Consider the following 18,841-nt stretch of genomic DNA (forward strand, 5'->3'; position numbering starts at 1 on the left):
ATCACAGCGTGCGTGAAATAAAGTTGTTACAGATGGCATTGTCGCTTTACACATAGTGTGCAGCCAATATAGCGGCGCGCCCGTTGACGCAGACAACCTAGAACAGATTAGAAGATTTCGATTATGGCCCAAAACTGGAAACCGGATAGCTGGAAAGCCCATGAGGCGCGCCATTTGCCGCGTTACGAAGATGCAGCGGAGCTGGCAGAAGCCGAAGCAACGCTGTCGGCCTATCCGCCGCTTGTTTTTGCTGGTGAAGCGCGCGCGCTGAAAGCTGATCTTGCCGATGTCGCGAATGGCAAAGCATTTCTGCTGCAGGGCGGGGACTGTGCCGAGAGCTTTGCGGAGTTTCATCCGAACAACATCCGCGACACGTTCCGCGTGTTGTTGCAAATGGCGGTCGTCCTGACATTTGCGAGCAAGCATCCGGTCGTGAAAGTTGGCCGCATGGCGGGCCAGTTTGCAAAACCGCGTTCTTCGCCAACCGAGACCATCGGTGATGTGACGCTGCCGAGCTATCTTGGCGACAATATCAACGGCATCGAATTTGATGCAGAGCAGCGCCGCAACGATCCGAACCGGATGGTGCGCGCTTACAGTCAGGCGGCGGCGACGCTGAACCTGCTGCGCGCCTTTGCCGGCGGCGGTTACGCCAATCTGCAGCAGGTTCACCAATGGACGCTCGAATTCATGGGCCGCACGCCGTGGACCGAAAAGTTTGCACGGACGGCAGACCGCATCGGTGAAGCGCTCGATTTCATGGAAGCGTGCGGTGTCGATCCCGCCAGCGTCCCGCAATTGCAGGGCACCAGTTTCTACACCAGCCACGAAGGGCTGCTGCTGCCGTATGAGCAATCGCTCACCCGTCAGGACTCGCTAACCGGCGATTGGTTTGCGACCAGCGCACACATGCTCTGGATTGGTGACCGCACCCGCTTCCCTGGCAGTGCACATATCGAATGGGCGCGCGGCATCGGCAATCCGCTCGGCATGAAATGCGGCCCGTCGCTGGAGCCGGATGCACTTCTCAGCCTGCTCGATGAACTAAACCCGAACCGTGAGGCCGGGCGCATCACGCTCATCAGCCGCTTTGGTCACGACAAGGTTGAAGATGGCCTGCCAAAGCTGGTTCGTGCGGTTCAACGCGAAGGACACCCGGTCGTTTGGAGCTGTGATCCGATGCACGGAAATGTTGTGAAATCGGACACCGGTTTCAAAACCCGTCCGTTCGATCGCATCATGACCGAAGTGAAGGGCTTTTTCGCGGTGCACCGCGCCGAAGGCACACATCCCGGCGGTATCCATATCGAGATGACGGGTCAGGACGTGACAGAGTGCGTTGGCGGTGCTGTGGCGATTACCGAAGAGCGCCTTGGCGACCGCTATCACACCCACTGCGATCCCCGCCTCAATGCCGAGCAATCGCTCGAACTGGCGTTCCAGATTGCAGAATTGCTCAACAGCGAGATGAACGAACGTCAGGCCGACGCCGCTTAGGCCATAGAAACTTGGCCAGGTAGGTAGTTCTGCATAGGCGGTTTCTGGGGCAATCTTAGGGCCGATTCGGCAGTGATGCGGCATGTTTTTCGCCGCGATATTTGCCTCAAATCCATACCCTGCATTGGCAAGCGTTGATGCGTTCACCGTTGACGGGTTGTTTGTCGGTCAATTGATCGGCAGCGATATCCTTTTGGCGGCATGTGCGGTGCTGATCGGATTGTTGATGGCTGCGTTTGCAGGGCTTTGGGTCATGCGACGCAAAGCGCGAACTCTGCTGCAGATATCAGATCGACGCGCACGCTATCTCGCCAATATTATGCAAACGGCCGCAATGGTGGAGGACATGGCCGGTATCGGTGTGTGGCAATTTGATCCCGACACCGGCATTCAGCAATGGTCAAAAGGGATGCGACGCCAGTTCGGGATTCATCATGACGACCCATTTGTTGAAGGTGATGCCGAAACGCTATTGTTCGCCAACAACGTCGATTTGATCGGCGCGGTGTCCGATAAGCTCGGCCAGAAAGATCGCTATGATCTGCACTTCGACATTTACGGCTTTGATGGAGTTTCGCGAACTCTTTGTGTGCAAGCTGAAAACCAGCATGGCCCCGGCGGGATTGTTACGCGCGTCGTCGCTGTCATTCGTGATGTTACCGCCCAGATTGAGCGGGAGCGCGAGCTTGAAGTTTCGCGTGCTGAAGCGGTCAGACAGGCTGACCGCGCTATAAAACTGGCAGAAACTGACCCTTTAACCGGCCTTGCCAACCGGCGCCGTGTGATGGATCAACTTGATCGGATGATTGTCGATGCCCGGCGCGCGTCCAACCCGCTTATGCTGATCATGTTTGATATCGACCACTTCAAGCAGGTCAACGACACTTTCGGACATATTGAAGGCGACAAAGTGCTCAAGAATGTCGCGCGAATTGCAGAAGGCGAGAGCCGGAATTGCGACGTTATTGGCCGGGTCGGCGGTGAGGAATTTGTCTGGATTGTGCCAAACATTACTGTTGGTATCGCTCGCGTAATGTCCGAACGCCTGCGTCAGGCTGTCGCTGCCAACAGCGCAACAAGCACGGTGCCGCCGGTTACTGTCAGCGCGGGATTTGCCGAGCTGGGCGCTGGCGATACTTCGCTTTCGCTGTTCGCGCGCGCCGACGCTGCACTTTACGAAGCCAAAGATGCCGGACGCAACCGAGTCCGGATGGCGGCATAGCCCCCTCTCCAGCTGGAGAGGTTCAGAAATCCGACAATTTGTTGCGCAATCATGGGTTTGGGTGCCTTTCCATTGTCATCAGGTTGCGCCATGATGCCGCCGTTGCCGGAGTAAAACTTCCGGCGAGGCGGGAGAGGGCGATTGCCCCAGAGTAATCCAACAGTGCTGACCGGGGATGATCTGGAGCAGAGATTCCATACCACTCGCAGTTTGACCGAGGCTTTGGTCGAACCGTTAAGCGATGCCGATGCGACCATCCAATCGATGGAAGATGCCTCACCTGCTAAGTGGCATCTCGCCCATACGACATGGTTCTGGGAGACTTTTCTGCTCCGCGACCACGCGCCCGGTTATCAGTTGTTTGATGAGCGCTGGCCGTTTCTGTTCAACTCCTATTACGAGGCGGAGGGCGAACGGATCGGGCGGTTTTCGCGCGGCATGCTGTCCCGCCCGACATTGCAGGAAATTCTCGCGTTGCGTGCCCATGTGACTGACGCGATGGGCAAGCTGTTGAATGATCCTGCGCATGCCGAATTGATCGCGCTGGGCATCGCGCATGAGCAGCAGCATATCGAACTTCTGCTAACCGATATCAAACACGCTCTGTTCCAAAACCCGCTTGGGTCCGCGATGTTTTCGGGCCGGCCAGAGGCGGCGATGTCGGCGGGTTTACAGGAACCCGGCTGGCATCAGCACACAGGCGGCGTGGCCTTGACTGGCTCCGATGACAGCGGTTTTGCGTTCGACAATGAAGGCCCGCAGCACCGCGTCTTGCTGGAACCCTTCGCCCTTGCGCGGCGACTGGTCAGCAATCGGCAATGGGCAGAGTTTGTCGCCGATGGCGGTTACGAAACCGCTTCGCTTTGGCTGTCCGATGGCTGGGCTTGGGTCCGCGAAAACCGGATTTCCGCGCCGCTCTATTGGCGGGAAGACACAGCCTTCACACATCAGGGGTGGCAATCTCGCGATCCTGATGCGCCTGTGACCCATATCTCTTATTATGAAGCCGATGCGTTCGCGACTTGGGCGGGAGCGCGCCTTCCGACGGAATTTGAATGGGAAGCTATCGCACAAGACCACAATGCGGATGGTGGCAATCAATTGGACGGTGCGGATGCTCCTGCTCCGCATGGCGGTGAGGCATTATTTGGCGACTGCTGGCAATTCACACGCTCTGCCTATCTGCCTTATCCCCGTTTCGCTCCGGCTGCGGGTGCGGTGGGCGAATATAACGGCAAGTTCATGAGCGGACAGTTCGTGTTGAAAGGCGCGAGTTGCGCGACCGTGCGCGGCCATTCGCGCAGCTCTTACCGCAATTTCTTCTACCCCCATCAACGCTGGCAATTCACCGGTCTGCGGCTCGCAAAGGACGTTTGAGCGATGACAACACAACAGGGCCTGAAACTGGTCGAGCGCGACGAAGAAGGCGTTGATACGGCTTTTCGTGCAGATGTGCTGGAGGGGTTATCCCAGTCGCAAAAAGCCACGCCGGCGCGTTGGCTTTATGATGATGCGGGCTCGCAATTGTTCGAGGATATCACCCAGCTTCCCGAATATTACCCGACACGGGCAGAGACAGATATTCTGCGCACGCGCGGAGCAGAATTTGCCGATATGATCGGGTCGGGCCGCGCCGTGGTGGAGTTCGGTTCGGGCAGTTCGGTCAAAACGCCGTTGCTATTGTCCGCCATCGCACCCGCTGCTTACGTGCCGCTCGATATATCGGGTGATTTTCTACGCGCTGCTGCGGATGAGCTCGCAGGCAAGTTTCCTGATCTGCCTGTCTATCCGGTGGAGGCGGATTTTATGCGTACGGTCGCGCTTCCCGATGAAGTGGCGGACATGCCCAAGCTTGGCTTCTTCCCCGGTTCCACAATCGGCAATATGGTCGCGCGCACCGCGGTCGATCTGCTGCGCAATATGCGTGAGACGCTTGGCGTGGGGGCGAAGCTTTTGATCGGAATGGATTTGATCAAGGACGAAGATGTCCTGATCGCGGCCTATGATGATGCGGCGGGCGTAACGGCGCAGTTCAACATAAACTTGCTGCACCGGATCAATCGCGAACTTGATGGCGATATTCCTGTCGATGCGTTCGTTCACGAGGCGCGCTGGCATGATGAATATGCGCGCATCGAAATGCACTTGGTGGCGCAGCGTGACATCACCTTCGACGTGAGCGGGCAGAGCTTTACGATGACCGAAGGTGACACGATCCACACGGAAAATTCTCACAAGTTTGATCGCCGCACATCCAACATGTTGCTGCTTGCAGCCGGATGGGAACCGCAAGAACGCTGGCTCGACAGCAAAGAGCGTTTTTCGCTGATGCTGGCCGAGGCCAAGCCTCCTCGCAGCGCACCTTAAGCAAACCTTTGTTCGTTGCAGAAACTTAGCGTGCTCTCATGCGTAAAGGACGCATGGAACACATCGATTGCGACATATGCGTTATTGGCGCTGGTATGGCGGGCCTTGCCTGCGCGACAAGACTTACCGAGGCGGGCTTACAAGTTACCGTTATCGACAAGGGTAGAGGCCCCGGCGGGCGTATGGCCGCGCGCCGCACTGAGATAGATGGAGAGACCGTTTCCTTCGATCACGGCGCGCAATATTTCACCGCGCGCGATCCGGAATTTCAGGCTGCTGTCAAAGGATGGGAAGAGATGGGTGTTGTCGCCCGTTGGCCCGCCGCCGGTGACGGAGCCTTTGTTGGCACGCCCGGTATGAATGGGCCGATCCGCACTATGGCGCAGACCCTCAATGTGCATTGGAGCACGCGCGCTGAGACGATCACGCGTGAAGATGGTGCGTGGAGGATTGAGGCGGGCGAGATAACATTGCTTGCCAAGACCGTGTTGGTCGCCATACCCGCCGAGCAAACTCATTCGCTGTTGCACAATGTTGCCAGCGATTTTGGCGAGATCGCTTCCCAAGCATCGTCCGCGCCGTGCTGGGCTGTGATGGTCGGCTTCTCCAAGAAACTGGGCATTGCAGAGGATGTGCTTAGAAATCTGGATGCGCCTATATCGTGGGCAGCGCGCAATTCTGCGAAGCCAGGCCGGACGGGTGACGAATGCTGGGTGCTCCATGCGAGCCCTGCGCGCAGCCGCGACCTCATCGATTTGCCAAAGGAAGAAGCAGCGACCGTACTGCTGAATGATTTCTTTGCGCAAACAGGCGCCGAACCTGTTGAACCGACTCATATCGCTGCGCACCGCTGGCTTTACGCCATGGCTGAAGCGGTCAAGGGCGAGCCTGCGCGATATGATGCGGAAAAGCGCATCGGTATTGCCGGCGATTACCTGCATTCTCCGCGCGTCGAAGGCGCGTGGCTATCTGGCGTTGCGCTCGCCGAACGAGTGCTCACGCCCGAATAACAGGCTATATTTCAGGTTGTTGGAAAGTATCTGGCTGGGGCGGCAGGGATCGAACCTGCGAATGCCGCTACCAAAAAGCGGTGCCTTACCACTTGGCGACGCCCCAGCAGATGACGCGCATATAACGCGCCCCGCGCGAATGTGAAGGGGTGTTCCGCGTCAAATCATGAATTATCAGACGGCTGTTGTCCGCCGCGCCGATAAGTCGCTTTCAACCTTGGCGATAACTTGCCGGTTTATCCCGTAAAACAGCATCGCGATCGCCGCCGGAATCATCACGGCGGCAGGGATGATGGCGAAGGCGAGCTGGATGCCCAACAGCGCGGTTTCGCTTTGCGTGCCGTTCGGGTCAAAGCCGGTAAACTGCAGGATAAAACCCGGAATGGCCGATCCGAATCCGATACCTGCCTTCACGCCAAAGACCGACGCCGCCACGACCAGTGCGGTCATCTGACGACCGGATTTCCAATCGATATATTCGGCAATGTCGGTGAACATCGAAAAAGACAGCACCATCAACATGCCAAACCCGATCCCGACAAGGAATTGGACCGCCGCCTGCGACCATACCGCATCGAGCGGCAGGAAATAGAACACGGTAATCATGCCGGCCTTAAGCAATCCGGCGGTGATGATGAGGTGCGATTTCTCGAATCGCTTCTGCGCGGTGAAGCCGATAAGTACACCCGCAACCTGTCCCAGTGCCAGCGCCGTCAGGAACAGTGCGGGGCGGTCAAAGAACAGGAATACCGGCGTGCCGTCATCACCGACGACATATTTGAAGAAAAACGGTGCGGTGCCTGCGCGCGCGGCGATGGCTGTCACGCCCAATATCGCGGCGACAGCGATGGCGATCCACGGTCCGGTCCGCACCAGAATGCCGACATCGCTCCAGATTGCGCCATTGGTTTCGGCAGGGGGGATGCGCTCTTTGGTGGTCGCAAAAGTGGTGAGCAATGCGAACACCGAAACCGCCGCTATGCATGACATGGCGAGCAGAATGCCAAGCTTTTCATCTCCCCCACCAAGCTCGCGAACGAGTGTGGTCCCAAGCGCGCCGACGAGGATTCCGCCTAAAGCGGAGAAAAACATGCGGAACGCGGTCACATTCGACCGTTCGCTCGATGAAGGTGAAATCACACCCAGCAATCCGCCATAGGGGACATTCACCGAAGTGAAGGCAAGCATGGCGATGGTGTAGGTCACGTAAGCCCAAACCAGCAGCGCGGTATCGCCCAAATCGTCTGGCGCGTTGAAGATGAGCACAATCGACAGAGCAAGCGGGATCGGGCCGAACAGCAGATAAGGGCGGTAACGGCCCCAGCGTGTACGGGTGCGATCGGCAATGGCTCCCATCATCGGGTCGGTGACCGCATCAATCAGCTTCGTGATCAGCAACATCAAGCCGATGGCAGCGGGCGCCAATCCTCCCAGATCGACGAAGTAATAGAGCAGGAAGAAACCGAAGAAATTGAGGATTAGACCGGACGCCAGATCGCCGACGCCGTATCCCAGCTTTTCGCCCAGGCGAATCCGTTCAGATGCCTTCGTGGCCAAGCCGTGCTCCTTCAGTGTGCAAAACAACAATGGGCCGGAAACGCAAAGGTTTCCAGCCCATTGTGAATTTGATTTTTATGAAGGCTCAGAACGTGAAGTCGAGGTTCTTGCCTTCGAAATCCTTCGCCGAGTGGCGCTCGAGAAGTTGTTGGTCTTCATCGCCCCAGACTTTGTTGACCAGACGACCGCGTTGAACGCCGGGACGTGCCGCGATCTCTCGCGCCCAGCGGGCAACGTTTTTGTATTCGTCGATCGACAGGAAGGTCTTCGCCTCATTGTAGATCGTGCCTGCCACAAACGGTGCGAGCCACGGGAAGTTTGCCATATCCGCGATGGTGTAATCATCGCCGCCAAGGAAACGGTTTTCCGCAAGGCGTTTGTCCGCGACATCAAAGATGCGCTTTGTTTCCATCGCATAGCGGTTGATCGGATATTCGTATTTCTCGGGCGCATAGGCGTAAAAATGGCCAAAGCCGCCGCCGATAAACGGACCGGTGCCGACCTGCCAGAATACCCAGCTGAGCACCTCTGCACGTGCCGCCGGATCGGTGGGCAGAAATTCGCCGAATTTCTCGGCAAGGTGCACCAGGATCGCACCGGATTCGAACAGGCGGAATTCTGTGTCGCCGCTGGCGTCGATCAGAGCAGGGATTTTCGAGTTGGGGTTGATCCCGACAAAGCCGCTGGTGAATTGCGCGCCGTCGCCGATATTCACGGTGTAGGCATCGTATTCTGCGCCGCTGTGACCCTTTTCGAGCAATTCCTCGAGCATGATCGTCACTTTCACACCGTTAGGCGTGGCGAGTGAGTGCAGCTGGAACGGGTTGTCACCGCGCGGCAGGTCTTTGTCCTCGCGCGCGCCAGCGGTCGGGCGGTTGATGCTGGCAAACTTGCCGCCGGATACGGTGTCGGCGCTCCAGACTTCGGGCGGGGTGTAGGTTGGATCGGACATGATTGATGCCTCCTGTATTAGCGTGGTGTCGCTTGATATTCGGGAAGTGGGCCATAGTGGTTACGAGCGCAAGGGTTGGGCGATGCGGTTTTGCTTGCCTGCCTGAAAGCGGGGCTTGCGCGGTGTATCTTAAAAGGATACTTGGCGTGATATGCATTTGGCAGGACACAAAATTCGTCTTTGGCGAGAGGCGCATGATCCGCCGCTTTCGGCGGAGGAATTTGGCGCGCAATATGGCGATCCCGAAAGCGGGCCATGGCCCAGTCGCACCGTCTATGGGTGGGAGGCGAAGGGCAAGGTTGCCCGGCCCAAAGTGCAAAAACGCCTCGCCGCGCTGAACATTTGCGAGCCCGCCGACTGGCTTGAACCTGCCCCCAACGAAAACCCGAACGAACAGATCAAGAAGGCCCGCCCGATGAGCGACCAGACCCATTCTTTCTACGATATGCACGCCCACGGCTTTGTTCGCGTGGCCACCGCAACGCCTGCTTCGCGCACCGGCGATGTGGCGCATAACACGGCCGGTGTGATCGCAGAGGCGAAGAAGGCGCACGAGCAGAACGTCGATCTGGTGGTCTATCCTGAGCTGTGCCTGTCATCCTATGCAATTGACGATCTGCTTTTGCAAAATGCTTTGCTGGACCGCGCCGAGCAGGCCGTCGCCGAAGTGGTCGAGGCATCGGCTGACCTCTCACCAGTGCTGGTGATCGGCGCGCCGCTGCGCCGCAATTCGAAGATCTACAATTGCGCCCTGGTGATCGCGGGCGGGGAATTGCTGGGCGTGATCCCGAAAAGCTATCTGCCGAACTACCGCGAGTTCTATGAAAAACGCTATTTTGCGCATGGCCGCAACTGCGTGGACTTGTGGATTTCGGTCGCGGGCGAAGAAGTGCCTTTCGGCGTCGATCTGGTCTTCGCCGCCAGCAATCTGCGCGGTTTCACATTTGGCGTCGAGATTTGCGAGGATTTCTGGGCGCCCAATCCGCCGGGCACTCTCGCCGCGCTCGCTGGCGCGCATATCCTGTGCAACCTCTCAGCCTCTCCGATCACGATTGGCCGCGCAGATGATCGCCATTTGCATTGCCGGTCCAGCAGCGCTCGCTCGATCTGCGCCTATGCCTATTCCGCCAGCGGCCACGGCGAAAGCACGACCGACTTGGCGTGGGACGGGCAGGGCGTGATCTATGAAATGGGCGACCTGCTGGCCGAAAGCGAGCGTTTCGACCGTGAACCGGAATTGTGCGTCGTCGATATCGACACAGACCGGATCGCGGCGGAGCGGATGCGCAATCAAACCTTCAGCGATGCCGCCGAAGCGCATGCCAATGAGAATGGACGCCCCGAGGATCACTTCCGCCGGATTGTCTTTGACCACGCCTATGCCGAGGGTGATGTCGGGCTGAACCGTCCGATCCGCCGCTTCCCATTCGTGCCGAACCGTCAGCACGCGCTGGATGAGGACTGTTTCGAGGCGTTCAATATTCAGGTCGATGCCCTGATGCGCCGGATCGAGGCGACCCATGCCAAATCGCTGATCATCGGTATTTCAGGCGGGCTCGACAGCACGCATGCCCTGATCGTTGCGGCCAAGGCTTGCGACCGTCTGGGCCTGCCGCGCACCGCCATTCGCGGCTACACCATGCCCGGTTTCGGCACGTCGGATAACACCAAGTCAAACGCTTGGAAGTTGATGGAGGCGATGGAGATCACCGCAGAGGAGATCGACATCAAACCTGCCGCCAACCGCATGCTTGAAGATATGGGACACCCCTATTCCAAGGGCGAGCCGGTTTACGATGTGACATTTGAAAACGTGCAGGCGGGGCTGCGCACCGATTACCTGTTTCGCCTCGCGGGCCAGCATGGCGGCTTTGTTGTCGGCACGGGCGACCTGTCAGAGCTGGCGCTCGGCTGGTGCACTTACGGCGTCGGCGATCATATGAGCCATTACGGCGTGAATGCGGGCGTGCCGAAAACGCTGATCCAGTATCTCATCCGCTGGACGATCCAGACCGAGCAATTCAGTCAGGCGTGCAGCGATGTGCTGGGCGCGGTGCTCGATACCGAGATTTCGCCCGAGCTTGTGCCCGCCGGATCGGACGGCGCGATGCAGAGCACCGAGCAGAAGATCGGGCCTTATGAGCTCAACGATTTCTTCCTCCACCACACAATCCGCTGGGGTCAGCGCCCGGGCAAAATCGCGTTTCTCGCCTACCACGCATGGCGCGATGCGAAGGCGGGTCTGTGGCCCGCAGGCTTCCCAGAAGCGCGCAAGAACGAATACGATCTGGCCGAGATTGCAAAGTGGCTGGAGAGTTTCCTCAAACGCTTCTTTGGCTTCAGCCAGTTCAAACGCAGCGCATTGCCCAATGGCCCGAAAGTATCATCCGGCGGGGCTTTGTCCCCACGAGGCGACTGGCGCGCGCCGTCCGACGCTGTCGCCGATGTGTGGCTGGAGGAGTTGCGGAATGGCTTGCCGTTTGACTAGATTGAACCGCATGAAAGCTTTGATCAAAATTGTCTTTGGCTTGGTCGCCTTCTTGCTGGGTAGTTCCGCATTGGCGCAAAAAGACGTTGATGAAGATTTGCCTCCTTGCACGGTAGAGCGAGCCAAGCCTGTTACTATCGAAGCGATCCAGAACGATTTCGATAGTTGGTTCGGCGAGTGCGTGGCGGTACGCGGGATATTTGATCAGCGCAGGTTCTATGCCGACAGGAAAGCATTCCTTGAGCTTCCGGATGAAGACAAAACCGACAAGGCCAGATCAATACCCATCAACCTGCGCAAAGCTCCCGTTAGGTTTGGTCAGCAAATCGGGCGGCCGGTCGAAGCGACACTTATCGCCATGGTCTATTCCTGCCAGCATTCCTACGATTTACTTCGCAAGGAGCAGGAGCGTAACTCTAACGTGATCATCATGATGGGAGGGTTTTGTCACTACACTCTCGAAAGGTATCTTCTGCCAATTGAGCTGCGCGATGTTTCGAATGCGCCGGTCGAACGACTGTTGAAGTCTGATCTGGAAGGCGACGAAGCCGATTTGATTGTCACTACTGATCGATTTGTCGATCTTGCTGCGCACCAAGAAGCGGCAGATAAAGCTTTCGCAGCGCTATCCGCCAACGATATCGACGCGTATCTCTCCATCGCACTCGAAGACTACGATGCGCAAAAGCGGGATGACGAGAGAGACAGATGGGAAAGGGAGGATACTGCCGACGCGATTGCGGAATTCGGCCAGGTGAAAGGAGTTTTTCTCTCAGCATGGCGTGACGCAGGCATGGCGGAGGATACCTTTGAACAGGCGAGTTTTGTTTCCAAAGTTGATCTGGATTTCGAAGATTTGGGTATGCGTAGTCCCGCACGATATTTCCATTGTCGCTGCCCTGATGAAGGCTGCGAAGAGCGCTTTCCGGTGATGTCAGTTGATGCAACAAATGCCCACGACCGTCCATTCGTCTGCGTGGAAACTAATTCTGACGGATCAGAAGCAAACGACGCCGTCGAGGCCCGCTTTCGGTACTCTTCTACGCACTTCGCTGAACCATTGAGCGATGAATAGTAATCGTAAGTGCAATTAGAAGTCTGAGCGTCCGGTCGCAGAAAGGCGACCGGACGCTCATCTTTCATACGCTTATCAGCCCCGGTCGACGGAGATGTTGCCCGGGCCGAAGGCTGCGACAGCGAACATGCCGCCTGCAATCGCAAGGTTCTTAAGGAACAACGTCATTTCGATCTGCTGGCTGAAGTCATTGTGGAAAATGACAGCGGTCAGCACGGTGAAGATACCAAGAGCAAAAGCTGCGTAACGCGCCTTGTATCCCACAGCGAGAAGCAATCCGCCGCCGATTTCAAGGGCGACTGTCGCGAAATAGACCAATTCCGGGAATGGCAGGCCGACAGAGGCGATATAGCCCACCGTGCCTTCCATGCCGGTAAGTTTGTTGACGCCGGCGAGGATGAAGAGAGCGGCCAGCAAGAGGCGACCGATCAGGGCGAAGATGTTTTGCATTCGTGTGTTCATGGTGGCTCTCCTTAAGCGCTTGAAATTCAGGCGGCGACTTCGGCAACTTTGGCGTGTGCAGCGGCGATCTTTGCTTCGCCATCTGCACCCATGATGCCATCGGCTGCGATCAACTCAACATCTTTGATGCCGAGAAAGCCGAGGAAGAATGTCAGCCAACTGGTCGCGAAGTCCATATCGCTACCAACAGGAGTGCCGCCGGATGCGACGGTGATGAAGGCCTTCTTGCCTTCGAGCAAACCGACAGGGCCGTTTTCGGTATACTTGAACGTGGTCCCGGCGCGGGCAACCATATCGGCCCATGCTTTGACGGTGGCGGGAACGCCGAAATTGTAGATCGGGGCTGCGATGACGATGGTATCTGCAGCCATTAATTCCGCGATCAAAGTGTCAGAGAAATGCGCCAGGTCTTGCTGATCGGGAGTGCGATCTTCCGCTGGTGTAAGGTTCGCCTCAAACCGGTTTGCCGAAACGAACGGGACATCGTTTTTGGAAAGATCGCGGGTCGTGACGCTGGCCCCGGATTTGGCGGCGAGGCCTTTGACAAGCGCCGTGCCAAGCGCGTTCGAGACGCTTTCATCGCCGCGGATGGAAGCCGAGATATGCAGAATGTTGGACATGGGAATTCTCCTGAAATGGAATCTGAAAAAGGTGAGCAAGCCGGAGAGGGGGATCCGGCTGGCTCTGGGGATTATGCGGCGTCTACGAGCACCACTTCGCTGTCTTCGAGAGCGGTAATAGTCACGCTCTCCAGCTGGGTGATTGCAACGCCGTCGCGGGCATTGGCGGTTACGTCATCGACCTTCACGGATCCGACGGCTGGCACCAGATAAAGGTGACGGTCGGCGGATTTCGGCGTGTAGGTGACGCTTTCACCGGCTTTGATCGTTGCGCCGAGCACGCGGGCATCGGTGCGGATTGGCAGAGCGCCTTCGGCCCGGTCATTGTCATTCGCGGTGCTGGTGGCCAGCGGCACGAATTGACCTGCACGATCGCCTTTCGGAAACGCCTTTGCGCCCCAGCTTGGCTCACCGCCGCGCTCATCGGGAATGATCCAGATCTGGAACAGGGTCGTTTCCTCATCCTCCAGATTGTATTCCGAATGGCGCACGCCGTTGCCTGCACTCATCACTTGCACATCGCCCGCCTCGGTGCGGCCTTCATTGCCCATGCTGTCGCGGTGGGTGATGGCCCCTTTGCGAACATAGGTGATGATTTCCATGTCCTCGTGCGGGTGGGTGGGGAAACCCTGGCCCGGTGCGATGGCATCATCATTCCAGACGCGCAGATTGCCCCAGTTCACGCGGGCAGGATCGTGATAGCTCGCAAAGGAAAAGTGATGATACGCATCGAGCCAACCGTGATTGGCGGCGCCAAGGGTGTTGAATGGACGAAGTTCGATCATTGTCTGTCTCCTGTTGAAGCGGAGGAGCCTGTCTGGCCCGCTTCGTTGAGTGGGAGATAGGCGGTATAAGTCATCCTGATAACTGCGATAAAACTTGCCAAAATGTTCTGATTATCCGAACATATGGCATGAGGTTAGGCGATCCCACTCTTGATCAGTTGCGCATATTCCTAAGCGTCGTGGAGCATGGCAGCTTTGGCGGAGCGGCGCGGGCGACGAACCGGGCAGTTTCGGCCATCAGTTACGGGATCGCGCAATTGGAGGCGCAGTTGGCTGTGTCGCTTTTTGAACGGGAGGGTTCGCGCAAACCTGTGCTGACGGAAGCGGGCGAGGGGCTGCTGGCAGAGGCGCGTTCGGTGACGGACCGGGTCGATGCGCTGCTCGCCAAAACGCGTTCGCTCCATGCCGGGCTGGAAAGCGATCTGGGGCTGGTCCTTGATGTGATGCTGCCCGGCGAAGTGACTGCGCGCGTGCTAGGCGAATTTCGCCGGATGTTTCCGACCGTCGCGCTCAAACTCAACATCGAAGGGTTGGGAGCCGTTGCGGAATGCTTGCTGGATGACCGTGCGCAAGTGGCCATCGGTGGTCCCGTAATCGGAGATCATCCTTCCCTTGAGCGCCAGCATATCGGGGGGGTTGAACTGCTTCCGGTGGCGGCGCCCGATCACCCGCTTGCCGCAAAAAGCATCGCGCCGGGCGAAAGCCGGAAGCACCTGCAGCTTGTGCTCGCGGACAGATCAGACCTTACGCAGGGCCGCGAGTTTTCTGTGCTGAGCCCGCTGACATGGCGGCTGGGCGATCTCAGTGCAAAACACTCGCTGCTGAAAGAAGGGCTGGGCTGGGGCAATATGCCGCGCGCCATGGTAGCCGATGATCTTAAAGAGGGGCGGTTGGTGGAGCTTGATCTGCCCGAAAAGCCGGGCGATCATTACCCGCTTAGCGCGCTATGGCGCCGGGATGACCGTTTGGGCCCAGCAGCAAGCTGGCTGATTGATGCGTTCCGCGACGGACTCGCTGACTAGGCGGGTTTCATCTGGCGAGCGACCATCGGGATGTGACGGACCAATGCGGTGAGCCGCCAAAGAAAACCCCAAACCACTCCGAGGAAAATCCAGAACCCGAAAGCGTAGGGATCGCGCGCCAGATTTCGCAGCATTACGTCTAGCTCGCCCCAAAACGCGCCCAGTACGACAAAGCTGAGCAACGCGCCTACCGCTCCCATAAATGGCACAGCCAGATTAGAGAGCCAGCCGATACCGCGTCGCTGCATCAGCCCCTCAACTGGGACGAACAGGATCAATGCAATGATATAGGCCGGGATCAGGCCAAGTATCGGGACCAGCAGCAATAGAGCCGTTGCAGGTTCGCTTGCGGTTGCGACGATAAGGACGATCGGCGCACAAAAGAACAAAGTGCACGCGACGCAGCGGGCCAGAAAAAAGAGCACCCGTTTGCTCTATCTGTCCTCGCGCAGCCACGCGATCGCGGCGGGTTTGGAATCGAAAAATTCGACCTTCAGACCATCGCTCAGCCGTTTGTATTGCAGCGTAGTCAGCGGGGAGGCGCCCATGATGGCAATGCGCTTGAGACCGAATTTCTGCGACGTCAGCAGGTGATCGCGGATCGCATCACCGGTTTCGCGATCTTGCGGAACAAAATCGGTAAAATCGACAAGTGCATAGATCGGCGCTCTCGCTTTCAGCAGTGGGACGCAGGCCGCATTCACTTCCTCAAAGTAAGGCTGGATCGTTTCGACGTTGTAGAACCCGCCAACGGCAGAGTGCACTTCGCAGTGTTGCTGGATCAGGTCGATATTATGATACGGTGTGATTTTGCTCATATGTGCCTCAACATCAATTCGCGCGTAGCCATTCGAGAGCGTCTGCGCGATCATGAAAAAATTCGATTTCCATCGTTTTGGACACGCGCCGGATTTGCTGTTTCACCAGCATCGAAGAATACAGCACAGCCATCTTGCGAACACCCAGATTGGCCGAGCCGACCTGAGTTTCTTCGATGATGCTGGCAATTTCGCGCGGCTGAACGGCAAAATTGCGCATATCCGCGATCACCCGGAAGCCTTCGCTATCTTCGATCAGCGGTTGTGATGCCTTAAACAAAGCTTTCTGAAGCGCGCGCGATGTCGGTTCGTCGAAGAGTCCTTCAACGGTCCAATGCACTTCGCGCCGCTCGATATGCGGTACGACTGAAAAGCTGGCGTCCAACGTGTCCATGCGCCGAGCTTTACGGCAAATGTGTAAAGTTACCGTATACTTGGAAAGTCGATATTAACCCTAAGGTCCGAACCGTATCGCATCGTCGCCGGCTTCCCAGGGCGCAAATTTCGGCATTACCGCTTTGAACAGGTCCGAGGAGAGGTGATCCTCTAGCCACGCCTGAATGTGCGGGATCGGCTGTTCATCGAACCAGTCGCGGTTCGTATTCGCGAACTGCCGGATAAACGGAAACAGCGCGATATCGGTGAGTGTGCGTTTGGCTCCGCATAGCTGCGCGTGGCGCGCCAACCCCATATCGAGATCTTGCAGGATCGCGAGGCCTTCTGTGCGGTGATCCACTTTCCCCTGGTCGGGATCATCGGTGTAGCGCGTGGGGTATTTGTAGCGATCGAGGTGATGCTTGAAAGCGCCGTCATTCCCGTTGATCAGCGCCGCATTATCCCCATCCAGCCAGCCTTCGGGATCGTTCTGAGCGAGCGCCCAGCGCATGATTGCGATGCTTTCATCAATAACGGTTCCGTCTTCGAGCACCAGCACAGGCACAGTCGCCTTGGGCGAAGCCTCGGCAAGTTGCGGCGGTTTGTTGGCCAGCTTAACCTCGCGCAATTCGACGGTGATGCCCGCGATCCAAAGCGCCATTCGCGCGCGCATCGCATAGGGGCAGCGGCGAAAGGAATAGAGGACGGGCAGGGCGCTCATTCACCGCCCCTTTGCGAATTTGCATCGGGCGAAAGGCCTTGCGGGAAGTTCGCTTCCCATCCGCCATCGGACAGTTTGGCCGTGTCATTTTGTGCGCCTTTGGGGCTTGCCCCCACATGCGTTTCGCCGCGCTGTTTGGCGAGTTGCTGCTGACGTTGGCGTTCGGCATAGCGGGCGCGCTGTTCCTCGCCGCGCTCGTGGATGCAATGCGGGCAGCTGATGCCCGGAGCGTAATCGTCCGACGCCATCTCTTCCTCGGTCAATGGCATGCGGCAGGCAAAGCATTGGCCGTATGATCCGAGCTCCAGCCCGTGCTTCACGGCAACGCGTTGGTCAAAGACGAAGCATTCGCCTTCCCATTTGCTGTCTTCTTCGGGCACCGTTTCGAGATATTTCAGGATGCCGCCTTTCAGGTGGAAGACATCCTCAATCCCCTCTGCGCGCAGAAAGCTGGTCGATTTTTCACAGCGAATGCCCCCAGTGCAGAACATCGCGACCTTCTTTTTGCCCTCAAGCAATTCTTCGCGGTGTTCGCGGAACCATGTCGGAAATTCGCGGAAAGACTTGGTTTTCGGATCAACCGCCCCTTCGAATGTGCCAACCGCGACTTCATAATCGTTGCGGGTGTCGATCACGATCGTGTCAGGATCGCTGATAAGATCGTTCCAATCCTCTGGCGCGACGTAGCGGCCCACACTGTTCAGCGGGTCAATATCCGGTTCGCCCATGGTAACGATTTCGCGTTTCAGCCGCACCTTCATCCGGTTGAAGGGCATTTCGTCGGCGTGGCTGAATTTCACATCAAATTCGGCGCACCCGGGCAGGGAGCGGATATGATCCAGCACCGCTTTGATCGCATCCGGTGCGCCTGCGATGGTGCCGTTCACGCCTTCCGGGGCCAGCAGGATAGTGCCCTTCGTACCGGCGCCCTCACACACTTCCTGCAAGGGCAATTGATGCACAGCGGGATCGTCAAAAGGCGCGAAGCAATACAGCGCGGCAACTTGGATAGGGGCGTCAGTCATGCGGCGCTCTTTAGTCGATTGGCATATGGCGAGACAATGGGTTAGCTTCTCAGCCGATGTCGATTGCCGCGCTCTTATTGATGCTCGCCCCTGCTGCGCAGGACGATGCTCCAGCTGAGACCTCGAGTCAGTCGGCGCGCGAGGCGTCGCGTTGCGACATGTTTCCGGCGGCGGTGCCCGATAGCCGAACCTACGGCGGCGCGTCGGACTGCTATCTGAAAGACATTCGGGCAAAGCCGCTTTGGCGCGATCTGCCGGACAAGCACATTCAAACCATGCGCTTTACCTTTTTGCATGGGCACTTGTTCTTTTTCCGCACTGTCCAGATTGAAACACGCGCCAATGGCAAGGGAAGGTTGGTCCTGAAGGGCGAGAACTTCCGGATGAAAAACCGCCTAAAGAATGGCCTTATCCGATCCCGCTATGTCCCGCTTTCAGTCGAGGATATGCAGCGGATCGAAACACTCGTCGCGGCATCGGGGACGTTCGATCACGACATTGGCACTTGGGATGGTGACGAGCTGTATCTGCATTGCCAGACGCTCGATATGGAGCGCGCCAATGCGGATGGATACCGATTTTCCAGCATCAATATCGGTTGCAACCACCCGGCGAAGCTAATGCCGCTCGTCGAAGAGGTTGCACGGCTGGCTAAGCTGAAATGGGATCAGGGCGTCTATCGTTAGGCGATGCGCGTGCTCAATAACGCGAGTTTTTGCACGAGTTCTTGCATCGCTTCACTGCTAGGTTGACGGCTCACCTTTTTCGCAGGCTTTGCGGTGAAGCCTTGTTTGGGTGCCTTTCTTTAAAACCGTGATGGGTTGGCCGATTTTGCATTCTGAAAC

General features: G+C 57.6%; 19 protein-coding genes and 1 tRNA gene. 9 read left to right on the plus strand and 11 right to left on the minus strand.

Going from position 1 to position 18,841, the window contains the following annotated elements; genetic code table 11:
- Window positions 1-123: 123 nt before the first annotated feature.
- From MWU39_RS04630 to MWU39_RS04650, 5 genes are all read left to right on the plus strand, one after another.
- Entirely contained in the window at window positions 124-1,497 is a 1,374-nt protein-coding gene (locus MWU39_RS04630; protein ID WP_247158803.1) for a 3-deoxy-7-phosphoheptulonate synthase class II, read from the plus strand.
- Window positions 1,498-1,579: 82 nt separating this feature from the next.
- A complete protein-coding gene (locus MWU39_RS04635; RefSeq protein WP_247158804.1) occupies window positions 1,580-2,719 on the plus strand; it encodes a sensor domain-containing diguanylate cyclase in 1,140 nt (379 codons plus the stop codon).
- A 141-nt stretch (window positions 2,720-2,860) separates the two neighbouring features.
- Entirely contained in the window at window positions 2,861-4,096 is a 1,236-nt protein-coding gene (gene egtB / locus MWU39_RS04640) for an ergothioneine biosynthesis protein EgtB (RefSeq protein WP_247158805.1), read from the plus strand.
- A gap of 3 nt (window positions 4,097-4,099) precedes the next feature.
- On the plus strand, window positions 4,100-5,086 hold the full coding sequence (gene egtD / locus MWU39_RS04645; RefSeq protein WP_247158806.1) for an L-histidine N(alpha)-methyltransferase: 987 nt from the start codon (window positions 4,100-4,102) through the stop codon (window positions 5,084-5,086).
- A gap of 53 nt (window positions 5,087-5,139) precedes the next feature.
- Window positions 5,140-6,096 carry an FAD-dependent oxidoreductase gene (locus tag MWU39_RS04650; protein ID WP_247158807.1) on the plus strand — a complete coding sequence of 319 codons (957 nt, stop codon included), beginning with the start codon at window positions 5,140-5,142 and terminating at the stop codon, window positions 6,094-6,096.
- Between the two features lie 31 nt (window positions 6,097-6,127).
- On the opposite strand, the gene MWU39_RS04655 is transcribed toward MWU39_RS04650, so the two are convergent.
- The 3 genes from MWU39_RS04655 to yghU form a co-directional block, all read right to left on the minus strand.
- Window positions 6,128-6,202, minus strand: a tRNA-Gln gene (locus tag MWU39_RS04655).
- Window positions 6,203-6,270: 68 nt separating this feature from the next.
- Window positions 6,271-7,653, minus strand: a complete 1,383-nt coding sequence (locus tag MWU39_RS04660) for a glycoside-pentoside-hexuronide (GPH):cation symporter (RefSeq protein WP_247158808.1) — start codon at window positions 7,651-7,653, stop codon at window positions 6,271-6,273.
- A gap of 85 nt (window positions 7,654-7,738) precedes the next feature.
- The gene (gene yghU / locus MWU39_RS04665) at window positions 7,739-8,605 is read right to left on the minus strand and encodes a glutathione-dependent disulfide-bond oxidoreductase (RefSeq protein WP_247158809.1); all 867 of its coding nucleotides are present in this window, start codon (window positions 8,603-8,605) and stop codon (window positions 7,739-7,741) included.
- 415 nt (window positions 8,606-9,020) lie between these two features.
- On the opposite strand from yghU, the gene MWU39_RS04670 reads away from it, so the two are divergent.
- Together MWU39_RS04670 and MWU39_RS04675 are read left to right on the plus strand one after the other, a co-directional pair.
- Entirely contained in the window at window positions 9,021-11,093 is a 2,073-nt protein-coding gene (locus MWU39_RS04670; protein WP_247160306.1) for an NAD(+) synthase, read from the plus strand.
- Between the two features lie 10 nt (window positions 11,094-11,103).
- The gene (locus MWU39_RS04675; protein WP_247158810.1) at window positions 11,104-12,168 is read left to right on the plus strand and encodes a hypothetical protein; all 1,065 of its coding nucleotides are present in this window, start codon (window positions 11,104-11,106) and stop codon (window positions 12,166-12,168) included.
- Between the two features lie 75 nt (window positions 12,169-12,243).
- On the opposite strand, the gene MWU39_RS04680 is transcribed toward MWU39_RS04675, so the two are convergent.
- From MWU39_RS04680 to MWU39_RS04690, 3 genes are all read right to left on the minus strand, one after another.
- On the minus strand, window positions 12,244-12,630 hold the full coding sequence (locus MWU39_RS04680; protein WP_247158811.1) for a DoxX family protein: 387 nt from the start codon (window positions 12,628-12,630) through the stop codon (window positions 12,244-12,246).
- Window positions 12,631-12,656: 26 nt separating this feature from the next.
- On the minus strand, window positions 12,657-13,250 hold the full coding sequence (locus tag MWU39_RS04685; protein ID WP_247158812.1) for an NAD(P)H-dependent oxidoreductase: 594 nt from the start codon (window positions 13,248-13,250) through the stop codon (window positions 12,657-12,659).
- A gap of 71 nt (window positions 13,251-13,321) precedes the next feature.
- Window positions 13,322-14,035, minus strand: coding sequence for a pirin family protein (locus MWU39_RS04690; RefSeq protein ID WP_247158813.1), 714 nt, complete (start codon window positions 14,033-14,035; stop codon window positions 13,322-13,324).
- 128 nt (window positions 14,036-14,163) lie between these two features.
- Between MWU39_RS04690 and MWU39_RS04695 the strand changes: the two genes are divergently transcribed.
- A complete protein-coding gene (locus tag MWU39_RS04695) occupies window positions 14,164-15,057 on the plus strand; it encodes a LysR family transcriptional regulator (protein WP_247158814.1) in 894 nt (297 codons plus the stop codon).
- Here MWU39_RS04695 and MWU39_RS04700 read toward each other — a convergent pair.
- Genes MWU39_RS04700 through MWU39_RS04720 form a run of 5 tightly spaced genes read right to left on the minus strand, consistent with a single transcriptional unit; the run spans window position 15,054 to window position 17,996 of the window.
- The gene (locus tag MWU39_RS04700) at window positions 15,054-15,482 is read right to left on the minus strand and encodes a hypothetical protein (RefSeq protein ID WP_247158815.1); all 429 of its coding nucleotides are present in this window, start codon (window positions 15,480-15,482) and stop codon (window positions 15,054-15,056) included. The two genes, MWU39_RS04695 and MWU39_RS04700, sit on opposite strands and share 4 nt — an antisense overlap.
- Window positions 15,483-15,491: 9 nt before the next feature.
- Window positions 15,492-15,875: a hypothetical protein gene (locus MWU39_RS04705; protein WP_247158816.1), complete on the minus strand. Its 384-nt coding sequence runs from the start codon at window positions 15,873-15,875 to the stop codon at window positions 15,492-15,494.
- 13 nt (window positions 15,876-15,888) lie between these two features.
- Window positions 15,889-16,269, minus strand: a complete 381-nt coding sequence (locus MWU39_RS04710) for an STAS/SEC14 domain-containing protein (protein ID WP_247158817.1) — start codon at window positions 16,267-16,269, stop codon at window positions 15,889-15,891.
- A 60-nt stretch (window positions 16,270-16,329) separates the two neighbouring features.
- Window positions 16,330-16,971 carry a glutathione S-transferase gene (locus MWU39_RS04715; protein ID WP_247158818.1) on the minus strand — a complete coding sequence of 214 codons (642 nt, stop codon included), beginning with the start codon at window positions 16,969-16,971 and terminating at the stop codon, window positions 16,330-16,332.
- Window positions 16,968-17,996 (minus strand): rhodanese-related sulfurtransferase, encoded by a 1,029-nt coding sequence (locus tag MWU39_RS04720; protein WP_247158819.1) that lies wholly within the window; start codon window positions 17,994-17,996, stop codon window positions 16,968-16,970. Before MWU39_RS04720 ends, MWU39_RS04715 begins: the two co-directional genes overlap by 4 nt.
- A 56-nt stretch (window positions 17,997-18,052) precedes the next feature.
- On the opposite strand from MWU39_RS04720, the gene MWU39_RS04725 reads away from it, so the two are divergent.
- Window positions 18,053-18,682: a hypothetical protein gene (locus tag MWU39_RS04725; protein WP_247158820.1), complete on the plus strand. Its 630-nt coding sequence runs from the start codon at window positions 18,053-18,055 to the stop codon at window positions 18,680-18,682.
- Window positions 18,683-18,841 lie beyond the last annotated feature (159 nt).

It is taken from the genome of Erythrobacter sp. F6033 (genome assembly GCF_023016005.1).
In the GTDB taxonomy this organism is placed as follows: domain Bacteria; phylum Pseudomonadota; class Alphaproteobacteria; order Sphingomonadales; family Sphingomonadaceae; genus Erythrobacter.

Excerpts from the sequence above, each read along its gene's own strand:
- MWU39_RS04630 (WP_247158803.1), top strand. The coding sequence starts at position 124 with ATGGCCCAAAACTGGAAACCGGATAGCTGGAAAGCCCATGAGGCGCGC.
- MWU39_RS04635 (WP_247158804.1), top strand. The coding sequence starts at position 1,580 with ATGTTTTTCGCCGCGATATTTGCCTCAAATCCATACCCTGCATTGGCA.
- egtD (WP_247158806.1), top strand. The coding sequence starts at position 4,100 with ATGACAACACAACAGGGCCTGAAACTGGTCGAGCGCGACGAAGAAGGC.
- MWU39_RS04650 (WP_247158807.1), top strand. The coding sequence starts at position 5,140 with ATGGAACACATCGATTGCGACATATGCGTTATTGGCGCTGGTATGGCG.
- yghU (WP_247158809.1), bottom strand. The coding sequence starts at position 8,605 with ATGTCCGATCCAACCTACACCCCGCCCGAAGTCTGGAGCGCCGACACC.
- MWU39_RS04670 (WP_247160306.1), top strand. The coding sequence starts at position 9,021 with ATGAGCGACCAGACCCATTCTTTCTACGATATGCACGCCCACGGCTTT.
- MWU39_RS04675 (WP_247158810.1), top strand. The coding sequence starts at position 11,104 with ATGAAAGCTTTGATCAAAATTGTCTTTGGCTTGGTCGCCTTCTTGCTG.
- MWU39_RS04680 (WP_247158811.1), bottom strand. The coding sequence starts at position 12,630 with ATGAACACACGAATGCAAAACATCTTCGCCCTGATCGGTCGCCTCTTG.
- MWU39_RS04685 (WP_247158812.1), bottom strand. The coding sequence starts at position 13,250 with ATGTCCAACATTCTGCATATCTCGGCTTCCATCCGCGGCGATGAAAGC.
- MWU39_RS04690 (WP_247158813.1), bottom strand. The coding sequence starts at position 14,035 with ATGATCGAACTTCGTCCATTCAACACCCTTGGCGCCGCCAATCACGGT.
- MWU39_RS04695 (WP_247158814.1), top strand. The coding sequence starts at position 14,164 with ATGAGGTTAGGCGATCCCACTCTTGATCAGTTGCGCATATTCCTAAGC.
- MWU39_RS04705 (WP_247158816.1), bottom strand. The coding sequence starts at position 15,875 with ATGAGCAAAATCACACCGTATCATAATATCGACCTGATCCAGCAACAC.
- MWU39_RS04710 (WP_247158817.1), bottom strand. The coding sequence starts at position 16,269 with ATGGACACGTTGGACGCCAGCTTTTCAGTCGTACCGCATATCGAGCGG.
- MWU39_RS04715 (WP_247158818.1), bottom strand. The coding sequence starts at position 16,971 with ATGAGCGCCCTGCCCGTCCTCTATTCCTTTCGCCGCTGCCCCTATGCG.
- MWU39_RS04720 (WP_247158819.1), bottom strand. The coding sequence starts at position 17,996 with ATGACTGACGCCCCTATCCAAGTTGCCGCGCTGTATTGCTTCGCGCCT.
- MWU39_RS04725 (WP_247158820.1), top strand. The coding sequence starts at position 18,053 with ATGTCGATTGCCGCGCTCTTATTGATGCTCGCCCCTGCTGCGCAGGAC.